The organism is Streptomyces sp. NBC_00704 (genome assembly GCF_036226605.1).
Classification (GTDB): Bacteria; Actinomycetota; Actinomycetes; order Streptomycetales; family Streptomycetaceae; genus Streptomyces.
In genome coordinates this window covers 2,263,031-2,279,445 of the sequence record NZ_CP109000.1, presented here as the reverse complement: position 1 = coordinate 2,279,445, position 16,415 = coordinate 2,263,031, and the positions used below count along the sequence as shown (strand labels likewise).

Annotated in this window: 12 protein-coding genes; 4 read left to right on the top strand and 8 right to left on the bottom strand. The window is 72.9% G+C overall.

The features are described 5' to 3' along the window. Nucleotides 1-326: 326 nt before the first annotated feature. The 4 genes from OG802_RS10060 to OG802_RS10045 all read right to left on the bottom strand — a co-directional run bounded on the left by OG802_RS10060 (nucleotide 327) and on the right by OG802_RS10045 (nucleotide 5,919). Nucleotides 327-2,366: an NAD(+) synthase gene (locus OG802_RS10060; protein ID WP_329409238.1), complete on the bottom strand. Its 2,040-nt coding sequence runs from the start codon at nucleotides 2,364-2,366 to the stop codon at nucleotides 327-329. 129 nt (nucleotides 2,367-2,495) lie between these two features. Beyond that, entirely contained in the window at nucleotides 2,496-4,433 is a 1,938-nt protein-coding gene (locus OG802_RS10055; RefSeq protein WP_329409236.1) for a S53 family peptidase, read from the bottom strand. A gap of 191 nt (nucleotides 4,434-4,624) precedes the next feature. Next, nucleotides 4,625-5,233: a DUF305 domain-containing protein gene (locus OG802_RS10050; protein WP_329409234.1), complete on the bottom strand. Its 609-nt coding sequence runs from the start codon at nucleotides 5,231-5,233 to the stop codon at nucleotides 4,625-4,627. Nucleotides 5,234-5,244: 11 nt separating this feature from the next. Next, entirely contained in the window at nucleotides 5,245-5,919 is a 675-nt protein-coding gene (locus tag OG802_RS10045) for a DUF3105 domain-containing protein (protein ID WP_329409232.1), read from the bottom strand. A gap of 186 nt (nucleotides 5,920-6,105) precedes the next feature. Here OG802_RS10045 and OG802_RS10040 point away from each other — a divergent pair, with 186 nt between their 5' ends. Beyond that, nucleotides 6,106-6,648, top strand: coding sequence for an RrF2 family transcriptional regulator (locus tag OG802_RS10040; protein WP_329409229.1), 543 nt, complete (start codon nucleotides 6,106-6,108; stop codon nucleotides 6,646-6,648). On the opposite strand, the gene OG802_RS10035 is transcribed toward OG802_RS10040, so the two are convergent. Beyond that, nucleotides 6,608-6,796, bottom strand: coding sequence for a hypothetical protein (locus OG802_RS10035; RefSeq protein WP_329409228.1), 189 nt, complete (start codon nucleotides 6,794-6,796; stop codon nucleotides 6,608-6,610). The genes OG802_RS10040 and OG802_RS10035 overlap by 41 nt on opposite strands. A 341-nt stretch (nucleotides 6,797-7,137) precedes the next feature. On the opposite strand from OG802_RS10035, the gene glnA reads away from it, so the two are divergent. Both glnA and OG802_RS10025 read left to right on the top strand, forming a co-directional pair. After that, nucleotides 7,138-8,499 (top strand): type I glutamate--ammonia ligase, encoded by a 1,362-nt coding sequence (gene glnA, locus OG802_RS10030; RefSeq protein WP_329409226.1) that lies wholly within the window; start codon nucleotides 7,138-7,140, stop codon nucleotides 8,497-8,499. A gap of 307 nt (nucleotides 8,500-8,806) precedes the next feature. Further along, nucleotides 8,807-11,803, top strand: coding sequence for a bifunctional [glutamine synthetase] adenylyltransferase/[glutamine synthetase]-adenylyl-L-tyrosine phosphorylase (locus OG802_RS10025; protein ID WP_329409224.1), 2,997 nt, complete (start codon nucleotides 8,807-8,809; stop codon nucleotides 11,801-11,803). A 31-nt stretch (nucleotides 11,804-11,834) separates the two neighbouring features. Here OG802_RS10025 and OG802_RS10020 read toward each other — a convergent pair whose 3' ends face one another. Further along, nucleotides 11,835-12,788, bottom strand: coding sequence for a DMT family transporter (locus OG802_RS10020; RefSeq protein WP_329409222.1), 954 nt, complete (start codon nucleotides 12,786-12,788; stop codon nucleotides 11,835-11,837). Between the two features lie 96 nt (nucleotides 12,789-12,884). Between OG802_RS10020 and OG802_RS10015 the strand changes: the two genes are divergently transcribed. Beyond that, nucleotides 12,885-13,817, top strand: a complete 933-nt coding sequence (locus OG802_RS10015) for a LysR family transcriptional regulator (protein ID WP_329409220.1) — start codon at nucleotides 12,885-12,887, stop codon at nucleotides 13,815-13,817. 103 nt (nucleotides 13,818-13,920) lie between these two features. On the opposite strand, the gene OG802_RS10010 is transcribed toward OG802_RS10015, so the two are convergent. Further along, the gene (locus OG802_RS10010) at nucleotides 13,921-14,811 is read right to left on the bottom strand and encodes a phosphatase PAP2 family protein (RefSeq protein WP_329409219.1); all 891 of its coding nucleotides are present in this window, start codon (nucleotides 14,809-14,811) and stop codon (nucleotides 13,921-13,923) included. Between the two features lie 197 nt (nucleotides 14,812-15,008). Beyond that, nucleotides 15,009-16,043, bottom strand: a complete 1,035-nt coding sequence (locus tag OG802_RS10005; RefSeq protein WP_329409217.1) for a LacI family DNA-binding transcriptional regulator — start codon at nucleotides 16,041-16,043, stop codon at nucleotides 15,009-15,011. Between the last annotated feature and the right edge of the window lie 372 nt (nucleotides 16,044-16,415).

The following is a 16,415-nucleotide window of genomic DNA, read 5'->3' as shown; positions in this document are numbered from 1 at the left end:
GGGGCGCGGGGAACTGCGCGACCAGCCACGGCGGACCCGCACATGCCCACGGCCCTACCCACCCCGCCTGCGGGATCGTGCGCTGGGACCCGGGGCGGGGCCGGCCGGCCTCCCCCAGGGGCGCGGGGAACTGCGCGACCAGCCACGGCGGACCCGCAGATGCCCCGCAGCGCACCAGTCACCCGGCCCCGGCCCGCCGGCCCCCGGGCCACCGCTCACCAAGACCCGGCCCCCCGGCCCCCGGCCCCGTGTACACCGCGAACCGGCGAACCGGCCACCGCCGCACTCCAACACCCCCCACCGACAAAGCGCCCCGGGCGGCAGCCCTACGCGTCGAAACGCGCAAGATCCCGCAGCCAAGCCGCCGCCGAACTGTCCGACGGCGCCCGCCAGTCACCCCGCGGCGACAGCGAGCCGCCCGCCGACACCTTCGGCCCGTTGGGCATCGCCGACCGTTTGAACTGGGCGAAGGCGAAGAAGCGACGGCAGAAGACCTCCAGCCAGCGCCTGATCTCGGCCTGGTCGTAGGCCACCCGCTTGGCGTCGGGGAAGCCGGGAGGCCAGTCGCCGGCGTCCGCGTCGTGCCAGGCGTGCCAGGCCAGGAAGGCGATCTTCGAGGGACGGAAGCCGTAGCGCAGCACGTGGAAGAGCGTGAAGTCGTGCAGCGCGTAGGGGCCGATCCGGGACTCGGTGGACTGCATCTCCTCGCCCGGCACGAGCTCCGGGCTGATCTCGGTGTCGAGGATCGCGGAGAGCGTGCGCCCGGTCTCCTCGTCGAACTGGCCGCTGCTGACGACCCAGCGGATCAGGTGCTGCATCAGCGTCTTCGGCACGCCGGAGTTGACGTTGTAGTGGCTCATCTGGTCGCCCACGCCGTACGTGGACCAGCCGAGCGCCAGCTCCGACAGGTCGCCGGTGCCCAGCACGATGCCCCCGCGCTGGTTGGCCAGCCGGAACAGGTAGTCGGTGCGCAGCCCGGCCTGCACGTTCTCGAAGGTGACGTCGTACACCGGCTCGCCGGAGGCGAACGGATGGCCCATCTCCTTCAGCATCAGCCGCGCGGTGGGCGTGATGTCCAGCTCGGCCGCGGTGACGCCGAGCGAGTTCATCAGCTTGTGGGCGTTGTCCTTGGTGTGGTCGCTGGTGGCGAAGCCGGGCAGCGTCCAGGCCAGGATGTCGCTGCGCGGGCGGCCCGCCCGGTCCATCGCGCGGGCGGCGACGATCAGCGCGTGCGTGGAGTCGAGCCCGCCGGACACGCCGATGACGACCTTGGGCCCGCCGATCGCCGCCATGCGCTGCTGGAGGCCCGCGACCTGGATGTTGTACGCCTCGTAGCAGTCCTGGGCGAGACGGTCGGCGTCGGCCGGCACGAACGGGAAGCGCTCCAGACGGCGGCGCAGCCCGAGGTCGGCGGAGGGCGGGCCGAGTGCGAAGTCGACCGTGCGGAAGTCGCCGGTGCGCGCGAGGTGCGTGCGGCGGTTGTCGTCGAACGTGCCCATCCGCTGCCGTTCCTGGCGCAGCAGGTCGAGGTCGACGTCGGCGATCGCGTACTCGTCGCCGAGCGGGAACCGTTGCGTCTCCGCGAGCAGCACGCCGTTCTCGTAGACCATGGCCTGGCCGTCCCAGGACAGGTCGGTGGTCGACTCGCCCAGCCCGGCGGCCGCGTACACGTAGGCGGCCAGGCAGCGGGAGGAGGCCGAGCGGCACAGCAGCTTGCGGTCCTCGGCCCGCCCGACGGTGATCGGGCTGCCCGACAGGTTGACGAGGACGGTCGCGCCGGCGAGGGCGGCCTCCGCGCTGGGCGGCACCGGCACCCACATGTCCTCGCAGATCTCGGCGTGCAGCACGAGGCCGGGGACGTCCTGCGCGGTGAACAGCAGGTCGACGCCGAACGGCACGCTCTCGCCGCCGACCCGGACCGACCCGCCGCGCTCGTCGGCGCCGTCGCCGATCTGCCGGCGCTCGTAGAACTCCCGGTAGTTCGGCGGGTACGACTTGGGCACGACGCCGAGGACCCGGCCGCGGTGCACGATCACCGCGCAGTTGTAGACCCGGTTGCGGTGCCGCAGGGGGGCGCCCACGACGAGGACCGGCAGCAGGCCGGCCGACCCGGCCACCACCTCCTGGAGCGCCGCCTCGACCTCGTCGAGCAGCGCGTCCTGCAACAGCAGGTCCTCGATGGAGTAGCCGCACAGCACCATCTCCGGGAAGACGGCGACCGCCACCCCCTCGTCGGCGCACCGGCGCGCGTGGCGCAGGACCGCTTCGGCGTTGGCGGGCGGGTCGGCGATGACGGTGTGACCCGTGCATGCGGCGACCCGCGCGAACCCGTGCTGATAAAGGGACCAGAAGTTCGATTCAGGCACGGGCCCAGTGTAATCGTCAGAGCGACGCGATAGGGGGTGCGGTCACCTGCGCGCCGCCCCGGCACGCGACGAGGGGGCGCGGGTGACCCACCCGCGCCCCCTCAAGGCGCCTGCCCGCTGCGCCCGGTGCTACTTCTTGTACGACTCCACGTAGCCCTTCGTGGGCGTGCCCACGCCGGTGACGTCGTCGTAGCCCTTCACCGCGGACAGCGAGCTGTCCTTGCCGAGGCTGCGCACGGAGGTCAGCAGACCGCCGGTCGCGTCCACGCTGTTGGCGAAGTCGACGCGCACGACCGCGAGACCGGAGCCGGTCGGGTTGTCCGTGACGTCGTGGTAGACCCGCGACCCGAACTTGGAGTAGATCGACGGGTTGGCGAAGCCGATCGCCTTGCCGCCGCGCGCCTCCTGGGCCAGCGCCTGCACGGCCGCGATGACCGGAGCCGCCAGCGAGGTGCCGCCGATGCGGTACTCGCTGTACTGCTGGGACCCGTCCGGGAAGGTCTGGGTCTGGCCGACCCGGAAGCCCGTGTTCGGGTCGGCGATCGCCGCGATGTCCGGGACGACGCGGTTGCCCGCGGCGCCGTTGGCCGTGGCGAGCGCCTTCGGGACGACGCCCTTCTGGTAGTACGGCTGGGCGACCGTCTTGCTCGTGCCGCCGCCCGCGCCCGAGGTGAACGCGCCCGGGAAGCCCGTCCAGCTCTTGCCGTCGGCCGACAGCGACGCCTTCTCGGTGCCCCAGCCGGTCTCCCACAGGTACTTGTCGTTCTTGCCGACCGCCAGCGAGGTGCCGCCGACCGCCGTCACCCACGCCGAGTTGGCCGGGGTGTCGACCTGCTTCGTACCGGTGTTGGCGACCTCGTCGCCGTTGTCGCCGGAGGAGAAGTAGAAACCGATCCCCTCGACCGCGCCGAACTGGAAGACCTGGTCGTAGGCGGCCGCCAGGTCCGGCGTCTGGTTGGCCTCGATGTCGCCCCACGAGTTGGAGACGATGTCGGCCAGGTGGTTGTCGACGACCTTGCTGAGCGAGTCGAGCAGGTCGTCGTCGTAGCAGGACGCGGCGCCCACGTACGTGACGTTCGCGGCCGGCGCGACCGCGTGCACGGCCTCGACGTCGAGGGTCTCCTCGCCGTACCAGCCGGCCGCCCCGCACTCCTCGGTCTTCGTGTAGTTCGCCGGCAGGACCTGGCGCAGCTGCCCGGTCTTCCAGGACGCGTCGCCGTGCGCCTTCGCGTACGTCGCCGCGTCGAAGGCGATGGTCGGCGAGGCGTAGGCGTCGGTGATGGCGACCCGCACGCCCTTGCCGGTGAACTTCCCGGCGCCGTAGGCGGACCGCAGCTGCTTGCCGGTGTAGCCCTGCACGGCGTACGGGATCTTCTTGCCGTACGCCGACGGGAGGCTGCTCGCGGTCTTGGAGCCGTAGTACGAGGAGAACGGCCCGGCGTTCTTGAACACCGCGTCCGGCGGCGGCAGCTGCTCCTTGGAGGCGGCCTTGTGCGGCGCGTTGTCCAGACCGGTCACGGTCAGGACGGCGCCGTCCAGGCTCGCGGGAGCCGTCGCGCTCTTCGCCGGCGCCCGGTAGGTCTTGGCGCCCTTGGCGAAGTTGTGCAGCTGGGTGCCGAATGCCTTCTCGGCGGCGGCGACGTCACCGCTGACGGAGACGTAGTGCCGGCTGGTGCCGGTCACCTTCAGACCGGCCGCCGTCAGCCACGACCTGACCGCGGCCACCTGGGCCTCGGTCGCTCCGAAGCGGGCCTGCGCCTGCTCGGCGGAGAGGTACTTGCCGAAGGCGGCGGAGTGCGGGTCGGAGACCGACTTCGCGTACTGCGCGAGGCCGGCCGCGTCGCGTCCCGCGAGGTAGACACGGGCGGAGACCTGCGCGCTGTCCGCCGTCGCGCCCTTGTCCGCCTTGGCGGTGGCCCACGCGGGCCTGGTCCCGGACAGCGTGTCACGGGCCGGGCCGTCCGCGGCGTGGGCCGCGGGTATGCCGAGCGCCAGCGCGCCGGCGATCATGGGCAGTGTCGCCGCCATGCTCGCTCCGGCGCGCAGCGTGGCGCGATTGGATCTCATAGGACCCCCTGATATGTGGTTCGACGCGAGTGGATCACTCGACGTGGTGGCCACTCTCGCGACGAACACCTCATGCCTGGGGAATGCGAACACCAAGAAGACGCCAAGTGACCGCTTTCTGGGCGGGTTTGACGGATAAGTCCGTGAAGTCGAGGGAAAACCCTATGAATTGAGCGAGGGGAGTGCGGGGGCTACGGCTTGGCCCCGCGTGCCTTGAGCATGTCCGCCATGAGGCCGATCTCCGACTGCTGGGCCTCCACCATGCCCTGCGCGAGCCGCTTCTCCACGCCCACCGCGCACCGGTGCGCGCACCCCTCGGCCATGTGGACGCCGCCCTTGTGATGGGCCGTCATCAGCCGCAGGTAGAACACCTCGGCCGCCCTGCCGTTCAGCGTCCCGAGCTTCTTCATCTCGGTGTCGGTGGCCATGCCCGGCATCAGCGCGCCGTCCCCGCCCCCGCTCATGCCGGCCATGCCCATCCAGGCCATCGGCCCGTCCGCCGACACCTTCGGCAGCCCCCACAGATCGAGCCAGCCGAGCAGCATGCCCCGCTGGTTGGCCTGCGTCTGGGCGATGTCGTAGGCCAGCCGCCGCACCTCCGCGTCGGTCGTCCGGTCGCGCACGACGTACGACATCTCGACGGCCTGCTGGTGGTGCACCGCCATGTCGCGGGCGAACCCGGCGTCCGCGGATCCCGCGGCGGGGACGCCGGAGCCGGCCGCGTCCGCGCCGCCCTCCCCGGCCACCGAGTAGGTGACGGCCCCCGCGGCGACGAGGACGCCGGCCACGGCGACCGCCACTCCCGCGTACCTCACCGCGACAGACCGCCCGTGCACGCCGCGCCCGGCTCCGGCGTCTGCGCGCCCTGCACGAACTGCTCGAGGAACTTGTCCACGTTCGCGTCGCTCGCGCCCGTCACCGTGCGCTGGTGCCCCCACGCGGTGAGCATGATCGGGTCGGCCTGGTCGTCGTCGGGGCTCATGAGCGTGTACGGCGTCTTCTCGACCTTGGCGGCCAGGGCGGCCACGTCGGCCTTCGGGGCCTTGCTGTTGTACGTCACCCAGACCGCGCCGTGCTCCAGCGAGTGCACGGCGTTCATGTCGTCGACGGGCTCGGTGTAGACGTCGCCGTCGCAGTTCATCCACACCTGGTGGTGATCGCCGCCGACGGGCGGCACCGTCGGGTAATGGACCCGCTTGGTGACGTGCGTGCGCCCGAGCTTGCCCGTCCAGGTCCTGACCCCGTCCGCGCCGGTGGCGAACTTCCCGGCGGCCGAGTCCGAGGAGGCGGCCTTCGCGTCGGCGCCGTCGTCCTTGGACTGCGACCTCAGGACGAACACCCCGCCCGCGACGATAGCGGCGACGGCGACGAGGCTGCCCGTGATCACGAGGAACCGGTTGCGCCGCTCCCGGGCCACTTCGGCCCGCCGCATCTCCTCTATGCGCGCCTTGCGCGTGGCGCTGGTGGTCTGGCTGCCGGAACCCATGAGGCCTGTCCTTCTGGGGAAAGGGGCGGGACGGTCGGGACGCTCGGGACTCTTCTGACATGCGGGTCAGCTGATCGTAATGGGGGGAGGGGAAAACGCGTAGACCGTCACCGGCGCGCGACCGGATCAGGACCGGATCCCGCCGATAATTTGAAGGACAGATGCGCATTATCTACGCTTCGGTGCATGCGGCTGCTGCGATCCACCGACCTGGCACTGCGCGTCCTCATGCGGCTCGCGGTGACCGGCGACGACCCGGCCGCCGCCCCCGCAGCCCCCACCACTCCCACCCCCATCACCCCCACCACCCGTGACGTGGCCGCCGCCATGGACGTCCCGTACACGCACACGGCCAAGGTCGTCGCCGAGCTCCAGCACCTGGGGCTCCTGGAGGCCCGCCGGGGCAGGGGCGGGGGACTGGCGCTGACCGAGCGGGGCCGTACCGCCTCCGTGGGCGCGATCGTGCGCGCCTTCGAGGGTGACGGCGACGTCGTCGACTGCGAGGGGACCACTCCCTGCCCGCTGGCGTCGGGCTGCCGGCTGCGGGGCGCCCTGCGCCGGGCCCAGGAGGCGTTCTTCGCGTCCCTGGACCCGCTCACGCTCACCGACATCGTGGCGGACCCGACGGGCCCGCTGCTGCTGGACATCGCCCGGCCCGTCCCGACCGGCCCGCGACCGGCCGCGCCCTCTACCGGCCGTGCGCCCGGTAGTGCCTCGTCAGGGCCGTGATCCGCGCCGGATCCGCCCCGCCGTTCAGCTCCGCCAGGAGACCGTCCGGGCACAGTTCGTAGAGGTCCCCCCACCACCGCCGGCCCCGGTTGTCCCAGATCCGGTAGCCGCCGGGCACGCCCCGGGCGACGTAACGCCTTCTGCTCACGGCCTGCTCACGGCCCCTCCGGATCATCTGGCCTACGAGCGGATGACAGGACGGGGCGCGGCCGCCGCGACGGCTCCGGCGCGGCGTCGGCCGCCGGGGCGATTCGCCCGCAGGCCGGGACGGAGGGGGGCTGGGCGTTACGGATGCCGGTGCGAGCAGGCAAGATGGGCTCCAGAGCAGTACATCTGCCCGACGCGAGGCGTTCAGGCCCGGGTCGCCGAGGCGATCATGGTCCGCAACGCGGACGAAACGCCGGCGTGGTGTGATGCTCAGGTGCCCGACCGCCTCTTTCGTGGGACGGGAGACAGGCGGCCTGACCAGCAAGGATGGGGAAGCGGAAGATGGACAAGCAGCAGGAGTTCGTGCTCCGGACGTTGGAGGAGCGCGACATCCGGTTCGTACGGCTGTGGTTCACGGACGTCCTGGGCTTCCTCAAGTCCGTCGCCGTGGCCCCCGCCGAGCTGGAGCAGGCCTTCGACGAGGGCATCGGCTTCGACGGCTCCGCGATCGAGGGCTTCGCCCGGGTCTACGAGTCCGACATGATCGCCAAGCCGGACCCCTCCACCTTCCAGGTGCTGCCGTGGCGGGCCGAGGCCCCCGGCACCGCCCGCATGTTCTGCGACATCCTCATGCCGGACGGCTCGCCCTCCTTCGCCGACCCCCGCTACGTCCTCAAGCGCGCCCTCGCACGCGCCTCCGACCTGGGCTTCACGTTCTACACCCACCCGGAGATCGAGTTCTTCCTGCTCAAGGACAAGCCGACCGACGGCTCCCGGCCGACCCCGGCCGACAACTCCGGCTACTTCGACCACACGCCCCACAACGTCGGCATGGACTTCCGCCGCCAGGCGATCACCATGCTGGAGTCGATGGGCATCTCCGTCGAGTTCTCCCACCACGAGGGCGCCCCCGGCCAGCAGGAGATCGACCTGCGCTACGCCGACGCCCTCTCCACGGCCGACAACATCATGACGTTCCGCCTGGTCATGAAGCAGGTCGCACTGGAGCAGGGCGTCCAGGCCACCTTCATGCCGAAGCCGTTCAGCGAGCACCCCGGCTCCGGCATGCACACCCACCTCTCCCTCTTCGAGGGCGACCGCAACGCGTTCTACGAGTCGGGCGCCGAGTACCAGCTGTCGAAGGTCGGCCGGTCCTTCATCGCCGGTCTGCTCAGGCACGCCGCCGAGATCGCCGCCGTCACCAACCAGTGGGTCAACTCGTACAAGCGCATCTGGGGCGGCTCCGAGCGCACCGCGGGCGCCGGCGGCGAGGCCCCCTCGTACATCTGCTGGGGCCACAACAACCGCTCCGCCCTGGTCCGCGTGCCGATGTACAAGCCCGGCAAGACCGGCTCGGCCCGCATCGAGGTCCGCTCCATCGACTCCGGCGCCAACCCCTACCTGGCCTACGCCATGCTGCTCGCCGCCGGCCTCAAGGGCGTCGAGGAGGGCTACGAGCTGCCGCCGGGCGCCGAGGACGACGTCTGGGCCCTGTCGAACGCCGAACGACGCGCCATGGGCATCGAGCCGCTCCCGCAGAACCTCGGCGAGGCGCTCACCCTGATGGAGGGCAGCGACCTCGTCGCCGAGACGCTCGGCGAGCACGTCTTCGACTTCTTCCTGCGCAACAAGCGCCAGGAGTGGGAGGAGTACCGCTCCGAGGTCACCGCGTTCGAGCTGCGCAAGAACCTGCCGGTGCTGTAGCGCCGGAGCCGCCGCCGCGGCCGCCCGCGGGCGGCCGTGTGCGGGGCGGGGAGTGTGCGGGCAAGGAGTGCGCGGGCGGAGACTGCGGGTCGCGGGGTCTCGGCTGCCGGGGGCCGCGTCGGCCCGCATCCCGCCGCGCGCCCACGGCCCGCGGTCTGCCCCGCGAGGAGCCCGTCCGGGGCCCTGACGTACGGGAAGGCGCCCCGCGCTCCCGGCTCCGCGGAACCGGAAGCCGGCCCGCAGCGCCGGACAGACGTGCGGGTTACGCTCGACTGCGGACGGGCTTGATCGCAGGAGGAGGCCGGGGATGATGGCGCCGGGGCGCAGGAGCAGCACCTTCACACGGCTGCTGCGGCACGGCTTCACCGATCCGAGCGCCGCCGAGCGGCTGTTGGACGGGCCCGAGTTGTCCCCGGTGCGGGACGACCCCTTTCTGCTGGGGGCCCTCGCGGCCACCGCCGACCCCGATCTCGCCCTGCACGGTCTCGTCCGGCTGCTGGAGGCCCAGCCCGGCCCCACCGCCCGCCGGGAACTGCTCGACACGCTGATCGCGGCCAAGCCGCTGCGCGACCGGCTGCTGGGGGTGCTGGGGGCGTCCGCCGCGCTGGCCGACCACCTCGCCCGCCACCCGCGGGACTGGGAGGCGCTGGTCACCTACGAGCCCCGTGACCTGCATCCGGGGGTGGAGGAGTTCGAGCGGGGGCTGGCCGACGCCACGGACCCGGTGCTGCTGAGGGTCGCCTACCGGCGCTGTCTGCTGTCCATCGCGGCGCGGGACGTGTGCGCGACGACCGACGTCGCCGAGACCGCCGCCGAGCTGGCCGACCTCGCCACGGCGACCCTGCGGGCCGCGCTGCGGCTGGCCAGAGCCGACGCGCCCGACGACGCCGCGCTGTGCCGGCTCGCCGTCATCGCCATGGGCAAGTGCGGCGGCCACGAGCTGAACTACGTGTCGGACGTCGACGTCATCTTCGTCGGGGAGGCCGTCGACGGCGCCGACGAGGACAAGGCGCTGCGGGCCGCCACCAAGCTCGCCTCGCACCTGATGCGGATCTGCTCGGAGACCACGGTGGAGGGGTCGATCTGGCCCGTCGACGCCAATCTGCGGCCCGAGGGCCGCAACGGCCCGCTCGTGCGCTCGCTCAGCAGCCATGTCGCCTACTACCGCAGATGGGCCAAGACCTGGGAGTTCCAGGCCCTGTTGAAGGCGCGGCCGGTGGCCGGCGACCTGGAGCTGGGGGCCGAGTACGTCGCCGCCGTCGAGCCCTTGGTGTGGAAGGCCGCCGAGCGGGAGAACTTCGTCGTCGACGTGCAGCGGATGCGGCGGCGGGTCGTCGAGAACATCCCGGCCGCCGAGATCGACCGCGAACTCAAGCTCGCGCCGGGCGGCCTCAGGGACGTCGAGTTCGCCGTGCAGCTCCTGCAGTTGGTGCACGGCCGGGCCGACGCGTCGCTGCGCAGCGGGACCACGCTGGACGCGCTCCAGGCGCTCGCCGCGGGCGGCTACGTCGGCCGGGCGGACGCGACGCAGCTCGACGCCGCGTACCGGTTCCTGCGCTCCATGGAGCACCGCATCCAGCTCTACCGGCTGCGCCGCACCCACCTGGTGCCGGAGGACGAGGCGGACCTGCGCCGGCTCGGCCGCTCGCTCGGACTGCGCACCGACCCGGTCGCCGAGCTGGGACGCGAGTGGAAGCGGCACGCCGCCGTGGTGCGCCGGCTGCACGAGAAGCTGTTCTACCGGCCGCTGCTCGACGCGGTCGCCCAACTCGCTCCCGGTGAGACCAGGTTGAGCGCGAAGGCGGCCCGCGAGCGGCTGGTCGCCCTCGGCTACGCCGATCCCGCGTCCGCGATGCGGCACCTGGAGGCGCTGGCCTCCGGCGTCTCGCGCAAGGCCGCCATCCAGCGCACCCTGCTGCCCGTCCTGCTGGGCTGGTTCGCGGACTCCGCCGACCCGGACGCGGGGCTGCTCAACTTCCGCAAGGTCTCGGACGCCCTGGGCAAGACCCCCTGGTATCTGCGGCTGCTGCGGGACGAGGGGGCCGCCGCGGAGAACCTCGCGCGCGTGCTGTCCGCCGGACGGCTGGCCCCCGATCTGCTGATGCGGGCGCCGGAGGCGGTGGCGCTGCTCGGCGACGGGGAGAGCGGGCGGCTGGAGCCGCGCGCCCGCGGCCCGTTGGAGCAGGAGATGCTCGCCGCCGTGCGGCGGGCCGACGGGGCCGAGCAGGCGGTGACCGCGCTGCGCGGAGTGCGCCGGCGCGAGCTGTTCCGCACGGCCGCGGTGGACATCGTCGGCAGCTACGGCACCGAGGGGCAGCCGGCCGAGGCCGATCAGGGCGCCCTGGTGGACCTGGTGGGCGGGGCCGTGTCGGACCTCACGGCCGCCACCCTGGCCGGGACGCTCCAGGCGGTCGTGCGGGAGGGCTGGGGCGACGCCCTCCCGACGCGCTTCGCCGTCATCGGCATGGGACGCTTCGGGGGTCACGAGCTGGGCTACGGCTCCGACGCCGACGTGCTGTTCGTGCACGAGCCCCGCGACGGCGTCGACGAGCGGGAGGCCTCCGACGCGGCCAACAAGGTCGTCTCCGAGATGCGCCGGCTGCTTCAGATCCCGAGCGCCGATCCGCCGCTGCTCGTCGACGCGGACCTGCGCCCCGAGGGCAAGTCCGGCCCGCTGGTGCGGACGCTGAACTCCTACGAGGCCTACTACCGGCGGTGGTCGCTCGTCTGGGAGGCGCAGGCCCTGCTGCGGGCCGAACCCGTCGCGGGGGACGAGGAGTTGGGGCGCCGGTTCATCGCGCTCGCGGACCCGCTGCGGTATCCGGCGAGCGGGCTGCCGGAGGAGTCCGTGCGGGAGATCCGGCGGCTGAAGGCCAGGATGGAGTCGGAGCGGCTGCCCCGCGGCGCCGACCCGAAGCTGCACACCAAGCTCGGTCCGGGCGGGCTGTCCGACGTCGAGTGGACGGTGCAGCTGATGCAGATGCGGCACGGGGCGTCGGTCGAGGGCCTGCGGACCACCCGCACCCGCGAGGCGCTCGCCGCCGCCCGCGACGCCGGGCTGGTCACCGCGGACGACGCGGTGACGCTGGACGAGGCCTGGGTGCTGGCCACGCGGGTGCGCAACGCGGTGATGCTGGTGCGCGGGCGGGCCGGGGACACGTTCCCGACCGACCCCCGTGAACTCGTCGCCGTGGGCCGCTACCTGGGATACGGCCCCGGTCGGGTGGGCGACATGCTCGACGACTACCGCCGAACCGCCCGCCTGGCGCGCGCCGTCGTGGACGAGCTGTTCTACGGGGGCTGACACCGGCCGTGCGCACGGCAGTTCGCGCGGGTCAGGGCCCTTCGGGGCGGGCGCAGCCGAGCCGGACCCCGCCCTGCTGCGCCGGCCGGGGGAGCGCAAGCGGTGCGGCGGCGGCGCCCGCTGCCGCCGTCCGGAGGTTCCCCGCCGCCCTGCCGCCGGTGCGGGTCAGGGCCACCGCCAGGAGGACGACCGTCATGCCGGTCAGCACGCGGGGGCCGACGTGTTCGTCCAGGAGCGCCGCGCCCAGGGCCACGGAGACCACCGGGAGCAGGTAGCCGACGGTGGCCGCAGCGGTCGGCCCCTCGTCCGTGATCAGGCGGTAGTTGAGGTAGAAGGTCACGCCGGTGCCGAGGACGCCCAGGGCGGTGACGGCGAGCAGGGCGGTGACGTCCGGGTGCAGGGGGCCGGCCGCGGGGAGGGCGAGCGTGCTCAGGCCCGTCGCCGTCAGGAGCTGCGCCGCCGACATCGCCAGGGGAGTCTCCCGCGTCGTGAGGTGGCGGGCCATGTAGGCGAAGGCCACCGCATAGCTGGCGGCCGCCGCGAGCAGGGCGGCGGCGGGCCAGGTGAGGAGACCGCCCCGCTGCCAGGGGGCGAAGATCAGCACCGTCCCGGCGAACCCCAGGAGAAGACCGGCGAGGCGGGCGGGGTGGGTGATCCGTTCGGCGCCGGTGGTCATGCCGATGAGCAGCGACCACAGCGGGGTCGTGGCGTTGAGGACGCCCGCCAGGCCCGAGTCGAGATGCTGCTCGCCCACGGCGAAGAGGGCGAACGGCAGCGCGTTGCAGAAGAGGGCCGCCACGACGAGACGCCGCCAGGTGGCCCGGGAGCGGGGGAGGCGCTGGCCGGCCCGGCGGGCCAGGAGCAGGAGGACGGCCGCGCCGAGGGCGCAGCGCGCGAAGGTGATCTGGGCCGGGGTCAGGCCGTGGGTGAGGGCCAGCTTGATCCAGAGGAAGCCCGAGCCCCAGAAGAGGGCGAGCGCTGCCATGCGGAGAGTCGAGGGGAGGGGCATGCCGTCCACGGTGACCGCAGCGACCTGTGAGGACAAGTGAAAGGTTCTTGATGGTTCGTTAAGCTGGACTGCATGCTTGATGTGCGGCGGTTGCAGGTGCTGCGGGCGGTCGTGGCGAGCGGGTCGGTGACGGGGGCGGCGGCCGCGCTGGGCTACACGCCGTCCGCCGTCAGTCAGCAGATCGCGGCTCTGGAGAAGGAGGCGGGGGCCGAGCTGCTGGAGCGGGTGGGGCGCGGAGTGCGGCCCACGGCCGCCGGGCTGCTGCTCACCGAGCACGCGGACGCCGTCGGACGGCAGCTCGCCGAGGCCGAGGCCGCCCTCGCCGATCTGCTCGCGGGACGCAGCGGGCGGCTGTCCGTGCGCTACTTCGCCACCGCGGGGGCCGGACTGGTCGCGCCGGCGGTGGCCAGGCTGCGGGAACTGCATCCCGGAGTGCGGCTGGAGCTGCGCGTGAGCGCGCCGCAGGACGCGTTCGCCGAGGTGAGGGAGGGGCGGGCCGATCTGGCGCTGGTGGTGCGCGGGGACGGGGCCCCGGGAGTGCGGCTGGTGCCGCTGCTCGACGATCCCTACCTCGCCGTCCTGCCGCGCGGGCACCGGCTGGCCGGGCGGCGGAGCGTGCGGCTGGCGGAGCTGGCCGACGAGGACTTCGTGGGCAGCGAGTGGCCGGGGCCCTGTCTCGACGCCCAGCTCGACGCGTGCGCGGCCGTCGGGTTCCGGCCGCGGTTCGCCGTCGAGAGCGAGGACTACATGACCGCTCAGGGCTTCGTCGCCGCCGGGCTGGGCGTGAGCCTGGTGCCGCGGCTGGGACTGGGCAGCCGGCATCCGGGGGTCGTCGTACGGGAGGTGCGTGATCCCGTGCCGGTGCGGACCGTGCAGGCGGTCGTGCGGGAGACGGCGCCGCCGCAGCCCGCGCTGGAGGCGTTCCTGGCGGCGCTCAGGGCGGCCGCGACGCCCGCGGACGGCCCGGCCCGCCCCTCCGGACGCCGGCCCATGCCCGCCCCCTGACTCCCGGCACGGCGCGACACTCCCGCCCCCTGACTTCCGGCTGACTCCCGCACGGCGCGATACTCCCGCGGCCGGATCAGGGAGCCGGTCGAGGCATCCGCCGTCAGGGGCCGGAGCCGGTGCGCGCTCCGGGCCGGTCCGCTCGCTTCCCCGGCGCTTTCCTCGGCGCTTTCCTCGGGACGCTCCTCGGCAGGGTGTACGGCAGCGCTCCGTACCAGAGGCGGGCCACGGCGAAGCCGAAGGCGAGACACAGGACGCCGCCCACCGCGTCCAGCCAGAAGTGGTTGGCCGTGGCGACGATGACGACGAGGGTCGCCGCCGGGTACAGCAGGCCCAGGATGCGCACCCAGGGCAGACGGGCCAGGGCGAAGACGGTCAGGCCGCACCACACCGACCAGCCGATGTGCATGGACGGCATCGCCGCGTACTGGTTCGACATGTGCTTGAGATCGCCGGACGCCATCGAGCCCCACGTCCGGTGGGCCGCCACCGTGTCGACGAAGTCGCCGCCCGGCATCAGGCGGGGCGGCGCCAGGGGATAGAGGTAGTAGCCGGCCAGGGCGACGGCCGTGGTCGCGAAGAGCACCAGGCGGGCGGCCCCGTAACGGCCGGGATGGCTGCGGTAGAGCCAGACCAGGACGGCCAGGGTGACCACGAAGTGCAGGGTGGCGTAGTAGTAGTTCATCCCCACGATGAGCCAGGTCACCGAGTTCGCCGCGTGGTTGGCGGACTCCTCCCACGCGAAGCCCAGGGTGCGCTCGGCGCGCCAGATCCAGTCGGCGTTGCGCAGGGCGGCGCCGCGCTGCTCCGGGACCGCGTTGCGCACGAGCGAGTACGTCCAGTAGCTCACCGCGATGAGCAGGATCTCGAACCAGAGGCGCGGTCGGCGCGGGGTGCGCGGGCGGCCGGGGCGGCGCTGTCGTGTGCGGGCCGTGACGGGCTGCGGAACGGCCTGTGCACGGCCTTCCAGTGGTGTCACAGTGGGTTCACCCATGGACGCAAAGTCTGCCAGAAAGGCCCTCTTCGCCCGATCATCCCTCGGTAGGGCACGGTGCGCACGTTCTACGGCGTGAAGCCCCTTTGGTGTTCTTTTCGGTGTTCTCCTCGGCGTCCTTCCGGCGCACCGGCCGGCGGACCCCGCCCCTGCGCCGCGCGGACGACGAGCGCCCGCCGTGGGCCGCGGTGGCGGGCTCAGGGCCGGACGCGGTCCCCGGGGGCCGAGGCGGTCGAGCCGCGCACCACCAGTTCCGGCATGAACACGAACTCGCTGTGCGGCGCGGGCGTCCCGCCGATCTCCTCCAGGAGCGTGCGGACGGCGGCCTGGCCCATCGCGGGGACCGGCTTGCGCACGGTCGTCAGGGGCGGGTCGGTGAAGGCGATCAGCGGGGAGTCGTCGAAGCCGACCACCGAGACGTCACGGGGGACCGCGAGCCCGCGCTGCCGGGCCGTGCGTATCGCGCCCAGCGCCATCATGTCGCTGGCGCAGACGATCGCCGTGCAGCCGCGGTCGATCAGGGCGGTGGTCGCCGCCTGGCCGCCCTCCAGGGTGTAGAGGGAGTGCTGGATCAGCTCGGTCTCGATCGTCTCCGGGCTGAGCCCCAGCTGCTCCTGCATCGCCCGTACGAAGCCCTCGATCTTGCGCTGCACCGGCACGAAGCGCTTGGGACCGAGGGCCAGGCCCACCCGGGTGTGGCCGAGGGAGACGAGGTGGGTCACCGCCAGGGTCATCGCCGCCCGGTCGTCGGGGGAGATGAAGGGGGCCTGCACCTTCGCGGAGAAGCCGTCCACGAGGACGAAGGGGACGCCCTGGGCGCGCAACTGCTCGTAGCGCTCCATGTCGGCCGTGGTGTCCGCGTGCAGGCCGGAGACGTAGATGATGCCGGCGACGCCCCGGTCGACCAGCATCTCGGTCAGCTCGTCCTCCGTGGAGCCGCCCGGGGTCTGGGTGGCGAGCACGGGGGTGTAGCCCTGACGGGTCAGCGCCTGGCCGATGACCTGGGCCAGGGCCGGGAAGATGGGGTTCTCCAGCTCCGGCGTGATCAGGCCGACCAGGCCCGCGCTGCGCTGGCGCAACCGGACGGGGCGCTCGTAGCCCAGGACGTCCAGAGCGGCGAGCACGGACTGACGGGTGGTGGCGGCGACGCCAGGCTTGCCGTTGAGGACGCGGCTGACGGTCGCTTCGCTCACCCCCGCCTGCGCGGCGATGTCGGCAAGCCGTGTGGTCACAGGGGTGGACTGTACCGGTCGGGCGCTGCCTTGCACACCGATCGGTCGCCGTGGGCGGCCTGGTGAACGGGCCGCGCCGGGCTGCTGCGTCATCGCGCTCCCTCGTGAAAGTGATGGCAAGAGCTTTCAGAGTCTTGCACAGTGGCGGCCCGCCCCGCTGTGAGGCCGGTCAACCGCGACAACAACGGTCTCACGGCGGTCGAGGAGAGGTCACGCGCGCGTCACGCGCGGATAACTTCAGCGATGTCTTGCACTTTTTTGCTGCAAGGTCTTTCGTGCCGCTTGCAACGCTGTTACGTTCACGTCGCCCGGCGGCAGCAACGGCGCGGTCGGCAAGTCGGCAGGACGGCGGACGGGACCGCCGCCTGCAGC